Source organism: Halopseudomonas salegens (assembly GCF_900105655.1).
Lineage (GTDB): Bacteria > Pseudomonadota > Gammaproteobacteria > Pseudomonadales > Pseudomonadaceae > Halopseudomonas > Halopseudomonas salegens.
This window is the reverse complement of the sequence record NZ_LT629787.1, coordinates 3,310,968-3,333,113: the sequence shown is the minus strand read 5'-3', so window position 1 is coordinate 3,333,113 and position 22,146 is coordinate 3,310,968. Positions and strand designations below refer to the sequence as shown.

Sequence of the window (22,146 nt, the reverse complement as noted above, 5' to 3'; positions counted from 1 at the left end):
CCAGACAACTCAGCCAAGCTGTCCGGAGGTTGCCTTGTCTGCACATACCGCTTTTACCGAGCTCCCGGTCGTGGATATTCACGGCCTGTATTCCACCGATCCGGCTGAACGCCAGGCGACTGCCGACAAACTCGGTGCAGCTGCCCGTGCGGCGGGTTTTCTCTATGTCACCGGGCATGGCGTTGATCCGGCGTTGATCGCCGGCCTTCGCCGTCAGGCGCAGGCCCTGTTCGAATTGCCGCTGGCCAGCAAGGAGCGCTTTCATGTGGGCCAGTCACGCAATCACAGTGGATATGTGCCCCAGGGCGAGGAAGAGGTTTATCCCGGGGTGGTTGATTACAAAGAGGCTTACGACATCAACTATGACCTGGGCCGTGATGACCCACGCCCCATGCTGGGCCGAACCCAGTGGCCGGAACTGACCGCGTTGCCGGGTTTCCGGACCGATGTTGAAGCCTACTATCGCGCGGCGCTGGCGTTGGGCAATCTGCTGTTTCGCGGTTTTGCCCTCGCGCTGGGGCTGGATGAAGACCGCTTTACCCGCCACATCAGTACCCCGCCCAGTCAGTTGCGCCTGATCCATTACCCGTACAATCCCGATGCGCCGGCTGATCAGCCCGGTATCGGCGCCCATACAGACTACGAGTGCTTCACCATTTTGCTGCCCACCGCCCCGGGTCTGGAAGTGCTCAACGGTGCTGGCGAATGGATTGATGCACCGGTGCTGCCCGATGCCTTTGTGATCAATATCGGCGATATGCTCGAGGCACTGAGCAATGGCGAGTTCGTTGCTACCCAGCACCGCGTGCGCAAGGTTGCCGAAGAGCGTTACGCCTTTCCGCTGTTCTGTAATCTGGACTACGACACGGTTATTGAACCCTTGCCAGAGTTTGTCAGTGCCAGCCGACCAGCTCGTTATCCGGCTCTGGTCTGCGGAGAGCATCTGTTTGCCCAGACCGCGCAAACCTTCACTTATCTGAAGTCGCGTCTTGCCAGTGGTGAACTGGTATTACCGGCAGCGTCTCGCCCGGTATCCAGTTTTGGCCAGCGGCCGGAGGCTGGAATATGCGACTGAATCAATTACTGGAAGAACTGCCGGCAGCATTCAACAGCCAGGTACCGGATTGGATGCTCGGCTGCTTTCGTCGCCGTTGCATCAGCTTTGCCAATGGTTTGAGCGATGAGCAGACGCAAGTGTACTGGTTGCAGTGCGGCGGTTTTACGCTGGATTTGCGTTTGCCCCCGGGTCCGGAACCCTTGGCCGCCAAAGCCTGGGCTGATTACCGTGCCGATGAATTGGCGTTGATTGCCACGCGTGAAGGCTGGCAAGCAGACACGCTGTGGGATGGTAAAGCCCTGGCCTGGGAGGGCGGCGTCAGTTTGCAGTTGCACAACCCCTGGCCGGAACCGGCATTATTGCAACGGATCGGCAACTGCATGCTGGAATTTGCTCCCAGTGGGGCCTATGTAGAGGACTGGCGCTTGCAACCACCCGGCCCAGGCCCTTTGGTGGGTTTGCGTTTGCTGGAGGAGCGCGATGATGCCGGTCACCTGCGCCATCAAGGGGGTGGGTTGATTATCGCCGGTGATGTGGCGGCCCTGGTGCGCGGCCGGGCCGGCATGGTTGAGTCCCAGGGGCGCTTGCCCGCCGCCGTGGCGGCAGCGGTTGGCCAGGCAGAACAATTGGCCGCCCTCCTGGGATGTGATACGGCGCTGGCGCGAGGTGATTGGCAACAGGGGTATCAGGTTGAGCGCTCGACCCATCCGGGCCGTGCATGCCAGCCACTGTTGAGCCTTGATGGTTTTGCCTGGGACGATATGGCCAGTGGGCAGCTATCCCAGGAGTGTGTGGAAGCCGGTGAATTGCTGCAGCGGCGCTGGCAACTGGATACCTGGTTGCCGGATTGGCAGCCACAGGCGACTACTGATCAGGCTCCGGTGGCGGCGGAATGGTTTCAGCGGGAGTCGGCGACTCTGGCACGCTGTCTGCAACGGTTGGACTAGGCCACTGGGTAACGTGTTCGGCGCGTTCGCGGTAATAGGCGATGATCTTCTTGTCAAAGGCTGCCCAGGTTTCCGCAGGCAAATAGTCAGCATACAGGGCGAGTAGTTGCTCCAGTGCCTGCGGGTCCTGGAGCAGTTCTCGAATGGCCTGATCCAGTTGTTCGGCCATGGCCCGCCCCCAGTCACTGCCTGAACAGTAGATGCCGGACACTACCAGCTCCATTTCTTCGGCCAGTGGCAGGCTGAGCAGAGGCTCGGGCGGTTGCAACTGGCTGCTGACCGCACGGGTGATGGTGGCAAATTCGAAGGTCAGATCAATGCGGCCATGACTGACCATCAGCAACAGATTTGATCCGCTCAGGCTACCACTGATGCGCTCAGCGCGGCCGAGTGGCTCGGCGACAGCCAGCCAGTCCTGAATCAACGGCGGGTAGGTGCGAAAGGCGGATACCGCAACATGAGAATCGGTTGTTTCAAGCAAATCACTCAGCACCAGACGGTTGTCGCGCAGTGGAAAGTGCTCCAGTTGGTCGCGGCGCACTACGGCCTGAATTGGCGTGCTGACCAGGAAAGGCACGAAATAGGCGTAACGGTCGGTATCCGGGCGCTTGAACAGTGGCGTCGAGCAGAATTGCAGGCCATATTCCATATCCCGCTGCTGGCGCAAGCGATTGGCCAGCCGGTAATCGGGTTCCAGCTCCGGCAGGCGCTGCATCAATTGGCGCAACGCGAGCATGGTGATGCCGTCGGTAGGCTTGCCATCGGCAACATTCACGACGCCGGGTATTGGCCACACGGTCCACTTCAGCGGTTCGGCCTGGCTCAGCGGGCTCGTCAGCAAGAGCAGCAGCCCCAGTAAAACTGACCGAACAACGGTTGGTCGGGTAATCGGGCACATTGGCTGGCTTCTTGTAGGAGTGTTGGGGGCGACAGCCATGTCGGGTGTTATCGGTCATTATAGTTGCTGCTGGAGTTTGTACAGCCAGTGCAGTGTCTGTTGAAGGGCGGCCTCCTGACCAATGGTACGCAGATGCAGCATCTGCCCAGGCGAGCATTGCGCCAATCGCGCAACCGCCAGGGGCGTCAAGGCGCCGATACGCGGGTAGCCGCCAATGGTTTGTCTGTCCTGCAACAGAATGATCGGCTGACCATCGGGAGGTACCTGTATCGCCCCCAGGGGGATCCCCGTCGACACCAGCCCCGGGCCTTGATAATCAAGACGAGGGCCGCTCAGACGCGCCCCCATGCGGTCGGCCCGCCGATCCACTTGCCAGGCCTGATTGACCAGAGCGAACAGGCTGGGGCCGGCAAAGCGAGCATATTCAGCGCCAAACAACAGGTCCAGACTGGCTGGTGCGGACAGGTCAAAATAATTGTCCTGGGGCAGTCGGGTCGGGCGCACAGCACGGATACCATATGCCAGCAGATCACCTGTTTGCAGGGCTCGACCATCACCATGCAGGCCGCCAAGGCGTTCGCGGCTCACGGTCGCGCAGGCGCCAAGCAGGTTTGGGGCGCTGAAACCGTCGGGGGCGGAGAGATAGCCCCGTACTCCGAGGCGGGGGCTGTGGCAATCCAGCTGCTGTCCGGCGCGCACGGCAAAGCTGGTGTTGTTCTCGACTGCTTCGCCGTCAAGGGTCGCGGCCAGATCGGCGCCACATAGTGCCAGCGTGCTGTCCTCTTCGATCAGCAGGCTGAGCCCGCCCCAGGGGATTTCAACGACAGCAGCGTCGGGTGGGTTGCCCAGCAGGCGGTTGGCCTGCCCGGCGGCCAACCAGTCCAGCGCACCACCCTGAGTCACCCCGAGATGTCGGCAACCGAAACGGCCACCATCCTGCAGTTGCGCCAGGCCGAGGGTTTTCAGCACCCGCAGCTGGCTCATGCTGTTTCTCCGCAGGGTGTCGGGTCGCCACCAAGCCGGATGAATTCATCGCGCTCGACTGGCACCATTTTTACCTGATCCCCCGGTTGCAGAAGGCTGTAGGGCGCAGTATGCGGATCGAAAAGCGGCAGGGGCATGCGTCCAAGCAGGTGCCAGCCGCCAGGTGATGGCAACGGGTAAATCGCCGTTTGTCGTTCGGCAATGGCAACACTGCCGGCCGGCACCTGCTGGCGGGGTGTTGCCAGGCGCGGCAGAGCCAGAGCCGGGTCGAGCAAACCGAGATAGGCAAAGCCGGGGGCGAATCCCAGCGCATAGACCTGATAGACGGGCCGGCTGTGCAAGCGTATCAGTTCACTCTGTGAGCAACCCAGGTGACCAGCGGTCTGGGCGAGATCGGGACCTACGCTGGGGTCATACCAGACCGGCAACTCATGCTGCTTGCCGGCGCTGGCACTGATCGGTTGCAACGCATGCAGCGCCTGATCAATCCATGCGCGGGCCTGGTTGTCGCTCAGCTGCATCAGATCGTAGTGCAGCAGCAATGTGGTATAGGCGGGCACCAGATCAATCAGGCAGGCACCAAATCGCTGGCGCAGAGCCTGGTCGGCGGCTTGTAGCCAGGGCAGCAAGTCCGCATCGATTGAATCACCAAGGTGCACGCAGAGCGCATCGACCGCTACCCGCTCAATACGGGGTTTCATGGTGGCTGAATACTATCCAGCGCGCTGCGCAATTGGCGCACGATAGCGACAGAATGTGGATTGTCACCATGCACGCAGAGCGTATCCACCTGTAGCTGCAAGGCACTGCCATCGCTGGCGCGCAGCGTTTCGCCGCGGGCCAGGGTCAGCGCTTGCGTGAGGATGTGCTCGGCATCATGCAGCACCGCGCCCGGCTGATTGCGCGGTGTGAGCAAACCCTCAGGTGTGTAGGTGCGATCGGCAAACGCTTCCTGCCACAGGGTCAGGCCAAGCTCGGAGGCCATCGTCTGCGGGACTGTGTTATCGCGTCGGGCCAGGAGCATCAGTGGCAGTTGCGGGTTAAAGGCAGCGCAGGCGGTCATGACGGCTCGCAGCAATTCCGGCTGATGCAGCATATCGTTGTACAGCGCACCATGTGGTTTCAGATAGGCGACCCGTGTTCCTTCCGCACGGCAGATGGCATCCAGCGCACCCAGCTGATAGAGCACCAGGTCCTCCACTTCCGCTGGTGAGCAGGCCATCGAGCGGCGACCGAAGCCGACCAGGTCCGGGTACGCCGGGTGAGCACCAATACGCACGTCGTGCTGCACCGCCAGCTGCACGGTTCGCCGCATGGTGCTGGGGTCCGAAGCATGGAAGCCGCAGGCTATATTGGCGCAGTCGACATAGGGCATGACCTCGGCATCCAGTCCCATCACCCAGGGCCCGAGGCTTTCGCCCATGTCGCAGTTGAGCAACAGTGTTTTCATGTCCTGATTGTTGCGCAACTTGCCGCACAAGGCCAGCCACTGCGCAAGCCGGCAATGAACCTGTCGGCCGAGTTGCGGTCACACAATTACTCATTCCGTTTTCTTGCAGGTGGTTGAATTATGCGCGTGTTTGCTTTGCTTGCCGTATTTGCGCTGTTGCTCGGTTGTCAGTCAACCAGCACGGTGCAACGGGATTTCAATCCGACGCATTCGTTTCAGGATTACCAGGTCTGGGACTGGGCCGATCCAGCGGTGGAATTTCGTCCCCAGGGAGACCCGCGGATCATGTCGGACCTGACCGCCAACCGTATTCGAGAAGCGGTATCCGCGCAGCTGGCTACCAGCGGCCTGCGACCAGCGACCGAGAATGCCCCTGCAGACTTGCTGGTACGCACCTATCTGATCAATGAACCGAAGCAGGATGTGGTGACGATCACCCATGGTGGTTTTTTTGGTGCCTACTGGGGTGGCGGTTGGGCCGGTGGCCCGGCTTACAGCGAAACCCGAGCGGTGGATTACCGTGAAGTGACCTTGCAGGTCGACCTCCTGCATCCGCAGACCGGCGAACTGCTCTGGCGTGGCAGCGATACTGAATTGTTGCGTGACAAGCCGCAATCACCGGATCAGCGCAATCAACAGATTCAACGGCTGGTTACGCGAATACTGGGAACATTTCCGCCGGGCTGATCAGTCCAGCGGTATGCCCAGCGGCTGCGCGGTGCCGGCAAAATGTTTGGCAATTTCCTGCAGCGCGCTGGCCAGCATTTCCTCAATCACCGGGTGGTAAAAAGGCATTTGCAACAGATCCAGTGCGGTTTCATTGCGCTGGATGGCCCATGCCAATTGGTGAGCCAGATGCTCGCCAGCGGTACACAGCAAACTGGCGCCCAGTAATGTCCCACTGCGTTTGTCAGCATACAGACGGATCAGGCTTTCCTCGCCGCCCAGAATGCGGGCGCGGCCATTGCTGCTGCCTTGAGCGCTGCCGACCAGGATCTGTTCCGGGTCCAGCTGGTCATATCTGGCACCGATGGTACATAAATCCGGATCACTGAAAGCAATCGCCAGCGGAGTCTTGCGACGGAAGGCCGTCGGATTGGGCTGGCAGGCATTAAAACCGGCCATGGCTCCCTCGTCAGCGGCCTCGTGCATCAACGGGCGATCCCCGTTCGCATCCCCGGCAATAAACACCGGTAGTTGTCCGACCTGCAACGTCTGCGGGTCAAATACCGGCTGGCCTTTGCTGTCCAACGGCAGGCCTGCTTCGGCCAGGCCCAACTGGTCGTTGTTGGCTTGTCTGCCCAGGGCAGCAACCACCAGATCCACCTCGGCACGTCGACTACCGGAATGCAAAACCCAGCCTTTTCCCTTGGGTTCCAGTTTGGCGGGCTCGCCGAGCCAGAGATCAAATTCCTTGCTGAAGCGCAGCTCCGCGGCCTGTGCAATGTCCGGGTCAGCGCTGCCAGCCAGGGTACCGGTTCCCGCAGCGGTAACCTGAATGCCCAGGCGCGCCAGAGCCAAGCTCATTTCAAGTCCGACGGCACCCAGGCCAATGACACCAATGCGGGGCGGCAAGTCGTCAAGCTCAAACAGTTCATCGGAGGTTATGACGCCTTGCGCGGCACTGGGTAACCAGTGCGGCCTGACCGGGCGCGAGCCGGTGGCAACTATGCTGCGTTGAGCTTCGACAAGCTGTTCGCCAGCAGCGGTGGCGACGCTGATCCGGGTCGGGCTGAGCATGCGGGCCTTGCCCATGATCAGGTTATCCCCTGCTGCCTTGCGGGCTTTGCTGGCGGCGCCGTTGCTGAATTGATCACGTTGAGCACGCAGGGCTTGCCAGGTTTGCCGGTAGTCAATAAGCAGGTTTTCACTGCCGCTTATGCCCATGGCAGGCATATGTTTGCGTCCCGCCCAGAGTTGAGCTGCATGCAGCGCCACCTTGGAGGGCATGCAGCCGACGCGGGCACAGGTGGTGCCAAGCGGCCCTTGGTCGATAAGTACGAAACTTTTATCCGCCCGCATGACTTCACGCAGTGCATACATGCCGGCGGTGCCGGCGCCAATAATGGCAACATCGACGTTGATGGTTGAGGGCATGCCAGGACTCCGGGGTTGGAATATACCCATAAGGGTATGGTGACCATGGCCTCGGGCGCAAGCCGTCAGGGATCAGAAATTGGCTGGGGTGGTGGCGCTGATCAGCAGGCAAGGTTCATCGAAGGGATTGTTGAAGCGATGCGGCAGGCTGCTGTCGAAGTAGTAGCTGTCCCCATTTTCCAACACAAACACTTCGCCATTCACGGTCAGCTCCAGTCGACCGCCGGCTATGGTGCCCGCTTCCTCACCATCATGTTGCAGCATGTCCGGGCCGGTATCGGCGCCGGGTGGGTAGGTTTCGCGCAGAAAGGCCAATGCCCGATTGGGGAAAGCCTTGCCGACCAGTTGCATGCTGACTTCACCACTGCCGATTTCCAGCAGCTCATGGCTCCGATAGATCACCGGGTGCTGGTTGTCCTGTTCCAGCTCCAGGGAGAAGAACTCCACCAATGACAGCGGAATGCCGGACAGCACCTTCTTCAGCGAGCTGACCGAAGGGCTGACGCTGTTCTTTTCGATCATCGAAATGGTGCTGTTGGTTACCCCGGCTCGCTTTGCCAGTTCGCGTTGTGACAGGCCTTTGAGCTTTCGTATTGTTTTCAGGCGGGCGCCGACGTCCAAGCTGCAGTCCTCCAGAGTGACCGGGTGGCGGGCATGTGCAGCGAATCATTGCATGGCTGTGCAGAATTTTCAACGCCGACACGGAATGTTTGAACACGTGATCGGGGCTGGTTGTCCGAGGTGTTATGATGGATACCAATGAATTGACACGAGGCCCGGTTAATGGATCCAGAAGACCTGCACTTGAATCTGCGCAACCTGGAAGCGGACGACTATCCGCAACTCAAGATCCTGATGGACAAGGTGTATGACGACATCGGTGGCGCCTGGCCGTTGAAAACCATCAAGCGTCTGATCAAGGAGTTTCCCGAAGGTCAGATCGCGATTGTCGATGACGACATCCTGGTCGGGGTGGCGCTGAGTGCTCTGGTCGATTACGACACCTTCTCCGAGCGGCATCGTTATGATGACCTGATCGGCAAGAATGAAATCATCCACAATGATGCTGCTGGCGATGCCATGTACGGGCTGGATGTGCTGATTGACCCGGAGTACCGTGGCCACCGTCTGGGCCGGCGCCTGTATGAAGCGCGCAAAGAGCTTTGTCGATCATTGAACCTGCAGGCAATCCTGGCGGGTGGGCGTATCCCGGGTTACCACGAGCATGCTGACAGCCTGAAGCCGACAGAATATATCGATGAGGTCGCGCGCAAGGAAATCCACGATCCGATTCTGTCGTTCCAGCTGTCGAATGATTTTCAGGTCAAGCGCCTGATGCGTGGTTACCTGCCGGAGGACAAGAAATCCCTCGGTTACGCCACCCTGCTGGAATGGAACAACATTCTCTACGAACCGGAAGAGCGACTGCTGGAATCGACCAAAACCCAGTCGCGCGTTGGTGCGGTGCAGTGGCAGATGCGTCGCTTCGCCTCAGTCGAGGATGTGCTTGAACAGGTGGAATACTTCGTTGATGCGCTGTCGGACTACCAGAGCGACTTCGCGGTGTTCCCCGAGTTGTTCAACGCGCCCTTGATGGGGCTGCGGGACCAGAGTGATGACCTGGAAGCGATCCGCTTTCTGAGCAACTTTACCGATCGCTTTCGCAGTGAAATGTTGCGTATGGCGGTCAGTTACAACATCAATATCATCGCCGGCTCGATGATTGAAGAAGGCGATGATGGGCGCTTGTACAACGTTGCCTACCTGCTGCGTCGTGATGGCACTGAAGAGCGCCAGGCCAAGTTGCATATTACCCCCCAGGAGCGCCGCGACTGGGTGATCGATGGGGGTGAAGAGCTGCAGGTATTTGAAACCGATGCCGGCCGCGTCGGCATTCTGATCTGCTATGACGTCGAATTCCCGGAACTGGGACGCATCCTCGCCGATCAGGACATGGATTTGCTGTTCGTGCCCTTCTGGACCGATACCAAGAATGGTTACCTGCGGGTACGCCACTGCGCCCAGGCGCGGGCGATCGAGAACGAGTGCTACGTAGTGCTCTGCGGCAGCGTGGGGAATGTCCCCTCGATCGAAAACCTGGACATCCAGTATGCTCAATCAGCAGTATTCTCGCCTTCCGACTTTGCCTTTCCGCATGATGCCGTGCTCAACGAAACCACGCCGAACACCGAGATGATCTTCTTCTCCGACCTCGATTACACGCGTCTCAAACTGGTGCGCAGCGAAGGCTCGGTCACCAACCTCAAGGACCGACGCACTGACCTGTTCAGCCTGAAATGGCGCAAGAAAGGCAAGAAATCGAAGAAATAACGGTTAGTCCAACTCCGCCTCATCGCGAAGCCGTAGGCTGTGGTCCCCATCTACAGCCTATTATTTCCTCCACAGCATCATGGGTGCCGTATTGGGCGATGTCCTCGTCAATACCACCCAATCATGACCTTTACCAAAAGCACCCTCTGTATACCAGTCCATGCGCACAAACAAATCCTGGTAGCCATCACGATTGAAGTCTCCTTGCGCCAACAGCACATACTTGACTACCAGCCCATCATGAGAAACCTCGATGCTGTTTTTGCCGGATTGTATCAAGGCCAGGCTTGATGCATGTTTGCCCAGCGTTTCACTGCGCCCATCCAAACCTTGGCCACCAAGGTAAGGGATGGCCGTGCCAGGAAATGTTTTGATTAATGAAAAGTCAAATGTTGAAGGCCAGTAAGTAACCGCACTTTCAGGAGCTTCATAAAAGCGCTTTGCTGCCTCGCAGTTAACGTTAAGCAAATTCCAGCGGGCAAATTCTCTTTCCGCTATACCACTATTTCCCAAGGAAGTTGCTTGAAAACAATTCGTAATATGAATGATGTCGCCATCAATGCCAGTATAGGCAATATCGAATTCCAGGTCGTAAGGGGTAGTGCCAATGGAGTCAGCACTTTCAAACTGCTCAAGATTAAACCAGCGGGTTTCTTCTTTTGCTGTCTCTAGTTCGATGCGGGTTGTTTGGCACGCATACAAACCCAGAACCATGGCTGTAAAGGGAATGCAGGTTATTGTTTTTGGACTCATTGTTTTCCTATCCGAGAGAGCAAGAATTGTATGGACAAGCCTAAGAAATACCACCAGGCGGAGCCTAAAATACCATGTACAAAGTGTGGAGCGTATTGACGTACTGTACTATAGAATAAAGATGCTCGAGGGATTACTTCAAACACTAGCTCTGAGGGTGTTCAAAACTCTGTGTCACCGACAGCAGCGTCACAGGCTGATGTATTCGTCCAGGCGCTCGGGGAAGTGGATGGCCATCTGTGACAGCGTCAGGTTCCAGTTCTGAACGGGGTGGGTCCAGCGCTCGGATGCCTTAAGTATACCGGCATAGAGCAGCTTCAGTAAGGCGTTCTCACTGGCAAAGCCGCCCTTGGTCTTGGTCAGCTTGCGGAACTGGCGATGCACAGCCTCCACCGCATTGGTGGTGTAAATCGCAGTGCGGACGTAATCGGGATACTTGAAGTAGGCCGATAGGGTCGGCCATTTGCCCCGCCAAGACTTGATCACCATTGGATATTTCTCGCCCCATTTGGCTTCCAGTTCATCGAGTGCGATTTCTGCGGCGTTCAGCGTTGCAGCCTTGTAGACGGGCTTCAGATCAGCCATGAAGGCTTTCTGGTTTTTCGATGCGACATACTTCAGCGAGTTGCGTATCTGGTGAATCACGCAATGCTGGATTTCCGTTTTCGGGTAAATGCTCTCGATGGCTTCCGGGAAGCCTTTCAGGCCATCTACACAGGCGATCAGGATGTCCTTAACGCCACGATTGTAGAGGTCTGTCAGCACGGAGAGCCAGTGATGGGCGCCTTCCTGGTCGGACAGATACAGGCCAAGCAGCTCCTTCTTTCCCTCGATGTTCAGGGCGAGAATGGTGTAGATGGCCTTGCTGACGTAACGCCCGTTTTCCTTGATTTTGTAGTGAATGGCGTCAAGCCAGACAATTGGATAGATGACTTCAAGATCACGCTCTCGCCATGCCTGTAGCTCTGGCAGAAGTTTGTCGGTGACAGCATTGATGGTGCCGTTGGACAGCTCAATATCATATAACTCAGCAATGTGAGCGCGGATGTCCTGGTAGCTGTTGCCGAGCGCAAACAGGGCCAGGATTTTGCGCTCCAGCTCATCGGTCAGGTGCGTCTGGTGTTTCTTGATAAGCTGGGGCTCGAAGGTGCCGCTGCGGTCACGGGGCGTCTTCAATTCGAAGCTGCCGACGGGGCCTTTCATGGTCTTGCCGGTCGTGCCGTTCTTGCGGTTCGGCGTGGCTTCTTTGGCAAGATGATTGTCCAACTCAGCCTGCATGGCGGCTTCGGTGAGTTGCTTGATCAACGGCGTGAGAATGCCGTCTTTACCGGTCAAATCCTGGCCGTCACGCAGGGCTTGCAGGGCGGCGTCAATGTCGAATGTGGGTTTGCTCATGGTTCACCTCTCTGATGAGTAGATTAAAGAGGTGACACAGAATTATGAATACTACCCTAGCTCTCAGTATGCCCCTAAAGCAATGTATATGAATCCCTGACTTCAGCTCGCTCAAAGGCCTGACTGTCATCAACATAAATATGAATCACCATGCTATGGTAGCCCTTGGGCTTGAATGAAGAAGGGTCCCGTATAATACCTTGATAACGACTCATAAAGTCATCATATGTAAAACCAATATTGTGGCTTTCCATAAAACTTTCGATGTCACTCTGCGGATCGCCAATAGCAAGACTTTCTCTGATTTTGTTTTCAACTTGTTTACTCGTCGTCTGGTGTTCGGTACACCCAGAGTGCGCTGCAAAAACAACTAAATAAAGTACTGATTTAATCAAATATTTCACTGCGCTCTCCGTGTCTTTAATGGCAAGAAAGAAAGGTGGGCGACTGGAGAATCACGTCACCCTGTGAGGATGGCGTGCGTGACACAGAGTTTTGAAAACCCTGCGGCTCTTTTTTCAGTTGATCCTTTAGACTTCGCTCAGCCCTGTGATGTGATTTCAGACAAACCGGATAACTGGAAATTAAGCTGACATAGGATGGTAAACTTGAACCTTCAAAGGAGTTGAAAGCTACTGCCTGAGACAGCCGCACTATAGGTAGGTGAAATATTTGCCTCTAGCTTCCACATTTTCTTTCCCTTCAGAGATGTCGTAATGCTCCGCTCGAAGCCAAATGAGCCGCCCTTCCTCGTCAAAATACATGGAGACGGATTTCTTTTCTGTGATTGTTTTTCCATTGACCACCTCCAGCTTTTCATCCAGATAGATATATACAGTTGTTGTGTATGTCTTGGATATATTTTTTGTTAAATATGTTAGCGCAATATTGGGCATGCCGAGAGTATCTATAACCGATAGTGTTGAGTAGATTTCTGGCGAAAACGCTTCTAGCAAAAGTGTTATTTCTTCTTCGGAAAAACGCTCGTGCAAGGCGGGTCTTTCTTTGGCGTTTTCAGGATAATAACCATCATAGAATCTCATTGCTATTTCAAGTTCTTCGCTATTGCTGCATCCTTGAAAGGCTAAAATCAAACATATTAAAAAAATTTTAAAGTTCATTTTATGACGCCTTTTAATTGTAGCTTCCTGTAACACAGAGATTTTTGTTCCAAGGAGCGCAGCAGGTCACGAATACTGTCTCTTGTCAGGGTGTAATGATAGACAGCTTACACCGTTTCACCTGCACTCTCCTCGACCAGAACTCAGATTGCGTAGCCTTGACTTTCTGTTTCTATTCTTGCTGATCTTTCTATACGAAAAGTAACCACTTAAACCAAAAGCAATGATAATCAGAAGATTAATAGAAAAATTAAATATGTACTTGATTGGTGACGAATCGAATGACGCAGGCTCCCCTCGAGAGCTGTACAGCTCACCGCCGTAAAAAATGGAATATATCAGCATTGAAGAAAATGCGATAACTGCAAATATCTCTATAAATAATTTAATTATTATTTTCACGACCTCACCAAATCGCATCTATTAAAATGTCGTTCCATGCATTAAGCCCCTGACCAAGAGTTGGTGATTCCAGGCTCATGCTTTACTTTTGACTCTAAAATATTTTTATTGATTTTTTGTAACTTTAAATGGCACTAAAAGAACATATGAAAGAACTAAAAAAGGCAAAACAAAGAAGAATCCAGCCTCTGATGACCCCGTCAGGGCTGCCACTGATTTCGCGGCTCCAATTCCAGCAAAAGTAATCCCTAGGGCATGCTTGATCTCAACTCGGATATAAGCGGAGCAGTAGTTACATCTGTATACACGTGCAGGGGATACAAGTGCTTTTTTAAAAGCCGGCATTGCTCGCTTTCCACAGTTGGGGCATTCTAGTTTTTTGAAAAAATTCATAATATAGCGGTACAAAGCTGCGGTGCTGTATTGCACTTGCTTTTAGTGGTTTCAACAGTGTAGAGCGTAGGTAAAGAAAAGTTTTGACGACAAGAGTTTGCGATTTCTTTTATATGGACTTGGCAATCAGGAGCAATAACAGTATAAAGCCAGCAAACATAGCAAACCAAAGCACTGAAAATTTATCTGGCCTCTCGGTCTCGACTATGCTACCAAAATTTATCAGTACAATCCGACCTGTAACATAAAGCACGGGTACAAGAAGATATGGCATCCAACTTCGGGCTTGGATGCTGAGTGCAACTGAAAATATTACAGCTACTACTAAGATAATATTCGCCATCATCACTTGCACTGGGGAGGGTTTTATATGGCTCCCGCAAGCAGGGCATTTCCCATGTCCGCGTTCCACCAAGACCCAAAGAGCAAGCCAACTTATTTTAGATCGGTGCTTGCACTTAAAATTTATATCACTCATGGGCAGCTGCACTCTTCTAACGCAGGTGCAAAAATTTCACGTAGTGGGATTCCGTTCATTAACCACATCATTGCTGCATTTGGCGCATTCGCATTGCCTTCTTGTGACATATTAAACCAAGGTGGCTTGATGTTCGCAATATTCCACACCCCCTTTCCTGCGCCATATATGCCATGCGCTAGGCCTGGGACCACCCCCAGCCCGCCGCCTGCACTGCGAAGCATCCAGTCAATATCCACTAGCCCTCCTATAGAAGGGAAGTCTGCATTTAAAGCCAGTATGTTTTCACTAAAACTCAATGCATTATAATCGCTTGAATACAAAACCCCGCGAGGGCTTGACTGCTTATCATCAAATTCAATCAGCCGTTTTAGTGCTTCACAGTTGTCCCGAGTTAATAATCCAAAGGGATCGACTAGGTTGGCTGGATTTCCAGCGACATAAGTGTAATGGTTAATCCCGCCCAATAACCCAATCGGATCCTGATTCACATACCTTCCCAGTGCTGGATCGTAGTAACGATGGCGGTTGTAGTACAGCCCACTTTCTTCGTCTTCGTACTGCCCCTGAAAACGTATCGGCTGTTCGGTGTTTCCTTGTTCGTTCTTGATGGCGGCCCAATCATCCGGCCTGGCCTCCCAGAGCAGTTGTCCCTGTTCATCCGTGAGGGCCAGCGGGGTACCGAGGTGGTCGGTGTGGTAGCTGGCGTAGCGGGGTTCGCTGGCGTCTTCGGCCAGGGCCTGGCGCAGCATATCCGGCATGGGTTCGCCGGCGCTGGCCAGTTGGCGTTTGACCTGCAGCAGCATGGGGTCGTTGTTGGTTTTGTCCTGATCGATGCGCAGTAGCGGTACGAAGCTGCCGGGTTCGTACAGGGTGGTGCGCATTTGCCATTCGCCGTCCTCGGTTAATCGTGCTTCGGCGCTTTGCTGGTCGCCATCCCAGCCGTAGCAGGTGATCTGCGTGGGGTGTGTTTGGCCGCTGGTGTCGGTGTACTCGACCTGTTTGCAGAGGCGTCGGCCCAGGGGGTCGTAGCCGTAGTCGGCGGTCCAGCGTTCGCCGTTGGCTGCTGTGCGTTCCAGCCGGATCAGGCGGTTGGCGCCGTCGTAGCCGAGTTGTAAGCGGCTGCCGTCGGGGCTGAGCCGTTCGATCAGGTTGCCGATGCGGTCGTAGTGGTACTGCTCGCCCTCGTGGCTGAGGATGCGGTTGTCCGGCCAGCAGGCGGCGGTGGGGGCTGGTTGGCTTTTCCCTTCACCCAGCAGGTTGAAGTCGGGGTTGTGCAGGTTGGCGGCGACGGTGGCGGCCCAGTCTTCGGGTTTGGCCCCGGCCTGCGGGCCGTGATCAAGGCGGTTGCCGGCGGCATCAAAGCGATAAGCTTGAGTCTGTTTGGACTGTTCTGACTGCTGATGCAGGCTGCCGGTGAGTCGTCCGCTGGCGTCGTACTGATAGTCGATGCGTCCGTGGCGATTGTCCTGCAGCTGCTGGAGTTGGTCCTGGCTACCGTACTGGTAACGGCGTTTCCAGTGGAGGGCGCCGGGGCTGTCGGGCGAGGGTTTGAGTTGACTCTGTTCCAGGCGTCCGAGGGCGTCGTACTGGCGCTGGTGCAGGTGCACTTGGTGGGTGTCGGTCTCACCTCGTGTGTAGAGTTCGCGTTGGGTTTCCTGGTACAGGGCGTTGCGGGCGAAGTGGATACTCAGCGGGCCGCTGCTGATCCCCAGCAGGTGGCCGGGACCGTAGCTGAGCCAGTCGATGGGAGGGATGTCGCCCAGCTGGCTCTGTTCGCGGCGGCCACGGGCATCGTACTGGTGGCTGGCTTGCCAGCTCCAGTGGTCACCCAGGTGCTGGGCTTCGAGGCTGAGCTGGCCTAGCCGGTTGTAGTGCCGTTCGATGCGGATGCCCAGGGTGGTGTTCTCGGCGCCGAGCAGTTGGCCATCGGGGTTCCATTCGAAGGCTTCGGTCTGGGCCGGGGCGCTGTCGGTGGCGGGCAGGTGTCTGGCGATCATTCGGCCGGCGCGGTTGTAGTCATAATGGGTGGTCTGGCCGTTGTTGTCTTCCTGGGCGATGAGTTCGCCGGCGTCGTTGTAGTGGTAGCGCTGGGTACGTCCATCGAAGCCGACCTCTTCGATCAGGCGGTCGAGGGCGTCGTAGCTAAAACGGCTGTGGGCGCCGTTCTCGTTGGTCAGCTGGATCAGCCGGCCTGGTCGTATTCATAGTGCAGGGTCCGCCCGGCACTGTCGCGTTCTTCCAGCAGCAGGCCGCGCGGGTTCCAGCGCAGGCTGCGCTGCTGGTTGCCGGGGCCCTGTTGGCGGATCAGGCGGCCCAGGGCGTCGTACTGGTATTGCAGGCTCTGCTCATCCGGGCGTTGCAGGCGGATCAGGCGGCCGGCGCTGTCGTAGTGGTAGCGCACCGGTTGGTCGAGGGCGCTGCGGACTTCCGTCAGGCGTCCTTCGCCATCGTACTGGTAGCGGGTGCTGTGGCCGGAGCAGTCGGTGTACTGGCTGAGCTGGCCGAGGCGGTTCCACTGCAGCTGGCGAATACCGCCGCTGCTGTCTTCCAGGCGGGTGGGCCGGTCTGGCAGGGCCGGATTATCGTAATGGTAGCGGGTGATGTCGCCGCTGGGGGTGGTGATGCTGATCGGGTTGCCGCGTTCGTCACGGGTGATCTTGGTACGGCGCTTGCCGGGGCTGCACCATTCCAGCAGCCAGCCGGTCTCCTCGTCGCGGGTATGGTTTTCCGAGCTGCGGTCGGGGTAGGTGATGGCCTGCAGGTGGCCGCGGGCATCGAAGCGATAGCGTAAACAGCGCTCGAGTGGATCATGGATGGCGCTGAGCAGGCCGGCGGCGTTGTAATTGTAGGTAATACGGGTGTTGTCCGCGCGCAGGTGGGCGCTCCAGCGCTGGTCGGGGCCTTCGCCGGTGAATTCGTAGCATTCGCGGCGGCCGAGGCTGTCGATTACCTCGGTGTGGTCGCTGTGATAATGGTAAGTGCGGGTCAGGCCAGAGTGGCTCTGTTGACGGATGACCTTGCCCTCGGGGCTCAGGGTATCCCACTCATAATCGGTGCTAGCGCCACCGGGTTGGCCGTGGCTGACCATCATGTGCTGGTCCCAGGCAAAGTGGCGGACCTGTTCGCCGGCGCGGTTGTAGACGCCAATCAGATCGCCCTGGGTGTTGTACTGATAGCGCACCAGCCAGTCGTGCCCGTTAGCGGTGGGGTCGAAGTCGTCCGGGATCGGGCCGCAGGGGTTGGCCAGAATCACCCCGGCCAGGCGCATCTCGGGCGGCTCATCACCCACGCTGCCAACGCTGGAACGGGGCTGGTAGATCATCGCGTAGCTGCGATCGGCGCTGTCCTGCACGCTGGTGAGCAAGCCGTCCTGGCTCCAGCGGTAGCGGGTGGCATAGCCATTGCGGTCGAATTGGCTGCGCAGGCGCCAGGGGCCTTCGGCACTGGGCGAGAAGTGCAGAAAGCTGTCGCCGGAGAGCAGAATAACCGCAGTGGGGTCCTGCTGCAGGGCGGTGGGTACCCCGGCCCAGTTGGGGCCCCACGGGGTGAAGACGCCAACGGCCTGGCCATTGGGCGCGCTTTCGGGGATACCGCCACGGCGCAGCCAGAGTGTTTCGGTGGCGGAGAAGTAATAATGCCCGGGGTCCAGTACCGGAAAGGTCAGCTTGCGGCCCTGCATATCGGTCAGTACGCAAGCGTCATCGCGCAATTCCAGTTCCAGGCCGGCGCCGGTGACCGACCAGCCCTGGCCGAGCAAACCCACACGGGCATCACGGGACAGGTAGCTGCGGCTGAAGGCAAACACGCGTGGGGCGGGCAAGGCAAAGTCGACTTCGCCAGGCAGCAGCTTGGCACCGAGCAGCGGGTTGACCGGATCGCCGCACAGAGGCTTGCAGGCCGAAGCACTGTCGGCCTTGCCGAGGGCGGTGCAACCGATGAAAACGTTGGGTGAACCGGTGACAATGGCACCGCCTTTGACTTGCTGGCCGACATGGCCAGCCGGCATGCCGCTGGACTCAGACATGACACATCCTTGTAGTTGTTGCAGGTAAACAGAAAAGTCTGTGCAGACTACCGCCGACCATGGCGGACACGGGCACAATAACAAAAACCACCAGTGATGGAATCAGATCATGTTCAAACTGCGATGCAGTTCACGGTTTTTCTTGGGGGCTCGGCCTTCATGGCTGGATTAAACCCAGTTAGCGATAAAACCGCGGCACCCGGTTCAGGTTGCAGAACAGCTGATAGGCGATGGTGCCGGCGGCTTCGGCCACTTCGCTGGCGTTCAGGCCCTGGCCCCAGAGGCGTACCGGGCTGCCGAGGCCGGCGTCGGGCAGGTCGGTCAGATCGATGGTCAGCATATCCATGGATACCCGCCCGATCAGTTGGGTGCGCTGGCCGTTGACCAGTACCGGGGTGCCGTCAGGGGCATGCCTCGGGTAACCGTCGGCATAGCCCATGGCGACCACCCCCACTCGGGTCGGGCGACGGGTGATATAGCGTGCGCCGTACCCCATGGGTTCGCCGGCGGGTACCTGGCGTACGGCGATAACCCTTGAATCCAGCTGCATTACTGGCTGCAACTGGTCGGCAGCCTCCTGCGCTTCGCTGAACGGCGTGGCGCCATAGAGCATGATGCCCGGGCGCAGCCAGTCGCCATGTGCCTGCGGCCAGGCCAGGGTGGCCGGTGAGTTGCACAGGCTGGTTTCACCGGGCAGGCCGTTGATGCTGTGCTGGAACAGGCGCAGCTGATCCTCGGTGGCGGCGCAGTCGAGTTCATCGGCGCGGGCAAAATGGGTCATGTGGGTGTGCATCCGCACTTTTCCACTGGACTCTAACTGCCGCCAGACCAGCGGATACTCATCCGGCATGAAGCCGACCCGGTGCATGCCGGTATCCAGCTTCAGCCAAATGGTTAACGGCTGGCGGATATCAGCCACCTCCAGATCGCGCAGTTGACCGTGATGGTGAATGACACACCAGAGATCATGCTGCTGGATCAGTTCCAGTTCAGCCGGCTCGAACCAGCCTTCCAGCAACAGGATCGGTTGTTGGATACCGGCCCGGCGCAGCTCCAATGCCTCTTCCAGGCAGGCCACGGCAAAGCCATCGACCAGATCCGCCAGGGTCGCTGCAGCCTCTACCGCACCATGCCCGTAGGCATTGGCCTTGATCACTGCCAATGCCTTGCGGCCAGACAGGGATTTGGCCAACTGGTAGTTGTGGCGCAGGGCGGCAAGGTCGATCAGGGCGTGGGCTGGGCGCATGGTGCTCATCTGGCAGCGGGTGGTTATGGCTGCACAATAAGGGATTCCGGCGCTGCCGTCATCTGCTGTCACTGTGCCGCCGGGCTATCCGCAGACTATGCGGCTGGGGTATGCTGCTGTGTGTTTTTATTGACACAGTTATCGTGATTTCAAACGGAGTCTTCTTCAATGCCACTGCCCTTGCCCGGCGCCCAGCCGCTTGCCTCCTGGTATGCCACCAGCGCCAATCGCCAGCTTGACTGCCCACCTTTGCAAGGCACAGTCGAGGCCGACGTATGCATTGTCGGTGGCGGCTTTACCGGGGTGAATACGGCGATCGAATTGGCCCGGCGCGGGCTGTCGGTGGTGCTGCTGGAGGCGGGTGAGATTGGCTGGGGCGCCAGTGGGCGCAATGGCGGGCAATTGATCCGCGGGGTCGGCCATGGCCTCGACCAGTTCAGCCATCAGTTGGGTGAGGATGGTGTACGCACCCTCAAGCTGATGGGGCTGGAGGCGGTCGAGATGGTGCGCCAGCGGGTGGCTGAATTTGCCATCGACTGCGATCTGACCTGGGGCTATGCCGATCTGGCCAACAAGCCGAAGCATCTGGATGATTTTCGTGCCGAGCGCGAGGAGTTGCAGGCATTGGGGTATACCCATGACATGCAGCTGCTGGAGGCGGATCAGGTGCACCAGATCGTGCAGTCGGATGTCTATGCCGGTGCCATGACCGATATGGGGTCTGGTCACCTGCACCCGCTGAACCTGTTACTCGGCGAAGCGGCGGCGGCGCAGCAGCTGGGTGCGCGCCTGCATCAGCATTCACGGGTTGAGCGCATTGAGCATGGCACGACAGTCAAAGTGCATACCGCCAGCGGCACGGTCAGCGCAAAACAGCTGGTATTGGCCTGCAATGCTTACCTGCAGGACCTGCAGCCGGAATTGAGTGGCAAAATTCTGCCCGCAGGTAGTTATGTGATTGCTACTGAACCGCTGGACGAAGCCCGAGCGCGCCGCTTGATCCCGCAGAACATGGCACTGTGTGACCAGCGCGTGGCACTGGATTACTACCGCTTCTCAGCCGATTATCGCCTGGTGTTCGGTGGTGCCTGCCATTACTCCGGGCGTGACCCGAAAGATGTGGCTGCCTATATGCGACCCAAGATGCTGCGGGTATTCCCGGAGCTGACAGACGTGCGCATCGAATACCAGTGGGCGGGGATGATCGGCATCGGGGCCAACCGTTTGCCGCAGATCGGTCAGCTGGACGAGCACCCCAATGTGTTTTATGCCCAGGCCTATGCCGGCCACGGCGTGAATGCCACCCATCTGGCGGCGAAGATTCTCGGCGAGGCCATAAGTGGTCAGGCCAGCCGGGGTTTTGAGCTGTTCAGCCAGGTGCCGCATATCACCTTCCCCGGCGGCAAATACCTGCGCACGCCTCTGCTCGCGCTGGGCATGGCCTGGGTGCAGCTGAAAGAAGTGTTCTGATCAGGCCGGTTGCTGCTGGGTAATGCAATGGATATTGCCGCCACCCAGCAGTATCTCGCGGCCGGGCAGCATGACCACCTGACGCTCGGGGAACAGCTCACGCAGTATCGCTTCGGCCACGGCATCCTGCGGGTCATCAAAACAGGGCGCGACAATGCCGCCGTTGACGATCAGAAAGTTCACGTAGGAGCCGGCCAGTCGGATTGACGGGTCACGCGGCTGACTGCCGGGCTGGGCATCCACGCCGGCACATTCGTCCTGAGTCGCATGCAGGGGGCCGGGAATCGGTATGCGGTGCACGGTCAACTGCCGGCCCTGCGCATCAGTGGTGGCCTCCAGTACCGTCAAGGCCGCCTGGCAGCGCGGGTAGTTGGGGTCCTGCGGATCATCGGTCCAGGCCAGCAGCACTTCACCAGGGCGGATGAAGCAGCAGAAGTTGTCGACATGGCCATCGGTTTCGTCGTTGTACAGCCCTTCCGGTAGCCAAATGACCTTCTGCACACCCAGATAATCAGCCAGCTGCTGTTCGATCGCACCGCGCTCGAGATGCGGGTTGCGGTTGGCGTTGAGCAGGCATTCCTCGGTGGTGATCAAGGTGCCTTCGCCATCGACATGAATGGCGCCGCCTTCGAGTACAAAGCCCTCGGTGCGATAGCGGGCGCAGCGTTCCAGCCGCAGGATCTTTTCCGCGACCTGATCATCGCGCTGCCACGGCCAGTACAGCCCACCGTTGAAACCACCCCAGGCATTGAACTGCCAATCGACGCCGCGCAGCTCTCCGGCGGCATTGCGCACAAAGGTCGGCCCGGTATCCCGTACCCAGGCATCATCACTGCTGATTTCGACCAGGCGGATATTCGGGTGGCGGCAGCGCATGCTGGCATTGGCAAACTGCCCTGCCGACACACCGATGGTCACCGGCTCGAAGTCGGCAATCGCCTCGGCCACGCGCAAAAAGACGGCCTGCGCCGGTTTGGCCCCCAGCCGCCAGTTATCCGGGCGCTCGGGCCAGAGCATCCAGGTTTGCGCATGCGCTGCCCATTCGGCGGGCATGGCAAAACCGTCCGCGCCGGGTGTCGAGGTCAGCGTCTGCATGC

The 22,146-nt window shown here is 57.8% G+C and carries 20 protein-coding genes; 6 read left to right on the top strand and 14 right to left on the bottom strand.

Annotation, left to right across the window (positions count from 1 at the left end):
- Positions 1-34 precede the first annotated feature (34 nt).
- Both BLU07_RS15420 and BLU07_RS15415 read left to right on the top strand, forming a co-directional pair.
- A complete protein-coding gene (locus BLU07_RS15420; RefSeq protein ID WP_092388696.1) occupies positions 35-1,075 on the top strand; it encodes an isopenicillin N synthase family dioxygenase in 1,041 nt (346 codons plus the stop codon).
- Positions 1,066-2,004 (top strand): hypothetical protein, encoded by a 939-nt coding sequence (locus tag BLU07_RS15415; RefSeq protein ID WP_092388694.1) that lies wholly within the window; start codon positions 1,066-1,068, stop codon positions 2,002-2,004. Before BLU07_RS15420 ends, BLU07_RS15415 begins: the two co-directional genes overlap by 10 nt.
- Here BLU07_RS15415 and BLU07_RS15410 read toward each other — a convergent pair.
- The 4 genes from BLU07_RS15410 to BLU07_RS15395 all read right to left on the bottom strand — a co-directional run bounded on the left by BLU07_RS15410 (position 1,922) and on the right by BLU07_RS15395 (position 5,336).
- On the bottom strand, positions 1,922-2,845 hold the full coding sequence (locus BLU07_RS15410; RefSeq protein WP_157719223.1) for a hypothetical protein: 924 nt from the start codon (positions 2,843-2,845) through the stop codon (positions 1,922-1,924). The genes BLU07_RS15415 and BLU07_RS15410 overlap by 83 nt on opposite strands.
- Before the next feature lie 114 nt (positions 2,846-2,959).
- Positions 2,960-3,886, bottom strand: a complete 927-nt coding sequence (locus tag BLU07_RS15405; protein ID WP_092388690.1) for a 5-oxoprolinase subunit C family protein — start codon at positions 3,884-3,886, stop codon at positions 2,960-2,962.
- The gene (gene pxpB, locus BLU07_RS15400) at positions 3,883-4,587 is read right to left on the bottom strand and encodes a 5-oxoprolinase subunit PxpB (protein ID WP_092388688.1); all 705 of its coding nucleotides are present in this window, start codon (positions 4,585-4,587) and stop codon (positions 3,883-3,885) included. The genes BLU07_RS15405 and pxpB overlap by 4 nt, the downstream gene beginning before the upstream one ends.
- A complete protein-coding gene (locus BLU07_RS15395; protein ID WP_092389923.1) occupies positions 4,584-5,336 on the bottom strand; it encodes a 5-oxoprolinase subunit PxpA in 753 nt (250 codons plus the stop codon). Before BLU07_RS15395 ends, pxpB begins: the two co-directional genes overlap by 4 nt.
- Before the next feature lie 120 nt (positions 5,337-5,456).
- Between BLU07_RS15395 and BLU07_RS15390 the strand changes: the two genes are divergently transcribed.
- A complete protein-coding gene (locus tag BLU07_RS15390) occupies positions 5,457-6,023 on the top strand; it encodes a DUF4136 domain-containing protein (RefSeq protein WP_092388686.1) in 567 nt (188 codons plus the stop codon).
- On the opposite strand, the gene BLU07_RS15385 is transcribed toward BLU07_RS15390, so the two are convergent.
- Entirely contained in the window at positions 6,024-7,433 is a 1,410-nt protein-coding gene (locus BLU07_RS15385) for a dihydrolipoyl dehydrogenase (RefSeq protein ID WP_092388684.1), read from the bottom strand. It lies immediately after the preceding gene.
- A gap of 72 nt (positions 7,434-7,505) precedes the next feature.
- The gene (locus tag BLU07_RS15380; RefSeq protein WP_092388683.1) at positions 7,506-8,054 is read right to left on the bottom strand and encodes a cupin domain-containing protein; all 549 of its coding nucleotides are present in this window, start codon (positions 8,052-8,054) and stop codon (positions 7,506-7,508) included.
- 162 nt (positions 8,055-8,216) lie between these two features.
- Between BLU07_RS15380 and BLU07_RS15375 the strand changes: the two genes are divergently transcribed.
- Positions 8,217-9,764, top strand: coding sequence for a carbon-nitrogen hydrolase family protein (locus BLU07_RS15375; RefSeq protein ID WP_092388681.1), 1,548 nt, complete (start codon positions 8,217-8,219; stop codon positions 9,762-9,764).
- A 60-nt stretch (positions 9,765-9,824) separates the two neighbouring features.
- Here BLU07_RS15375 and BLU07_RS15370 read toward each other — a convergent pair whose 3' ends face one another.
- From BLU07_RS15370 to BLU07_RS15345, 5 genes are all read right to left on the bottom strand, one after another.
- The gene (locus BLU07_RS15370; RefSeq protein WP_157719222.1) at positions 9,825-10,517 is read right to left on the bottom strand and encodes a hypothetical protein; all 693 of its coding nucleotides are present in this window, start codon (positions 10,515-10,517) and stop codon (positions 9,825-9,827) included.
- A gap of 189 nt (positions 10,518-10,706) precedes the next feature.
- Positions 10,707-11,912, bottom strand: coding sequence for an IS256 family transposase (locus BLU07_RS15365; protein WP_092382989.1), 1,206 nt, complete (start codon positions 11,910-11,912; stop codon positions 10,707-10,709).
- Positions 11,913-11,986: 74 nt separating this feature from the next.
- Complete coding sequence (locus BLU07_RS15360; protein ID WP_092388677.1) at positions 11,987-12,316, bottom strand: hypothetical protein; 330 nt, start codon at positions 12,314-12,316, stop codon at positions 11,987-11,989.
- Between the two features lie 249 nt (positions 12,317-12,565).
- Positions 12,566-13,033, bottom strand: a complete 468-nt coding sequence (locus BLU07_RS15355; RefSeq protein ID WP_092388675.1) for a hypothetical protein — start codon at positions 13,031-13,033, stop codon at positions 12,566-12,568.
- A gap of 1,269 nt (positions 13,034-14,302) precedes the next feature.
- Positions 14,303-16,306 carry an RHS repeat-associated core domain-containing protein gene (locus tag BLU07_RS15345; RefSeq protein WP_092388672.1) on the bottom strand — a complete coding sequence of 668 codons (2,004 nt, stop codon included), beginning with the start codon at positions 16,304-16,306 and terminating at the stop codon, positions 14,303-14,305.
- Here BLU07_RS15345 and BLU07_RS17905 point away from each other — a divergent pair.
- Positions 16,292-16,516, top strand: a complete 225-nt coding sequence (locus BLU07_RS17905; RefSeq protein WP_231701650.1) for a hypothetical protein — start codon at positions 16,292-16,294, stop codon at positions 16,514-16,516. The two genes, BLU07_RS15345 and BLU07_RS17905, sit on opposite strands and share 15 nt — an antisense overlap.
- Here the strand turns inward: BLU07_RS17905 and BLU07_RS15335 are convergent.
- Both BLU07_RS15335 and alr read right to left on the bottom strand, forming a co-directional pair.
- Positions 16,492-18,333: a DUF6531 domain-containing protein gene (locus tag BLU07_RS15335; RefSeq protein ID WP_092388670.1), complete on the bottom strand. Its 1,842-nt coding sequence runs from the start codon at positions 18,331-18,333 to the stop codon at positions 16,492-16,494. The two genes, BLU07_RS17905 and BLU07_RS15335, sit on opposite strands and share 25 nt — an antisense overlap.
- A 178-nt stretch (positions 18,334-18,511) precedes the next feature.
- The gene (alr, locus tag BLU07_RS15330; RefSeq protein ID WP_092388668.1) at positions 18,512-19,579 is read right to left on the bottom strand and encodes an alanine racemase; all 1,068 of its coding nucleotides are present in this window, start codon (positions 19,577-19,579) and stop codon (positions 18,512-18,514) included.
- A gap of 168 nt (positions 19,580-19,747) precedes the next feature.
- On the opposite strand from alr, the gene BLU07_RS15325 reads away from it, so the two are divergent.
- On the top strand, positions 19,748-21,049 hold the full coding sequence (locus BLU07_RS15325) for an NAD(P)/FAD-dependent oxidoreductase (RefSeq protein WP_092388666.1): 1,302 nt from the start codon (positions 19,748-19,750) through the stop codon (positions 21,047-21,049).
- On the opposite strand, the gene aguA is transcribed toward BLU07_RS15325, so the two are convergent.
- Positions 21,050-22,144, bottom strand: coding sequence for an agmatine deiminase (aguA, locus tag BLU07_RS15320; RefSeq protein WP_092388664.1), 1,095 nt, complete (start codon positions 22,142-22,144; stop codon positions 21,050-21,052).
- Positions 22,145-22,146 lie beyond the last annotated feature (2 nt).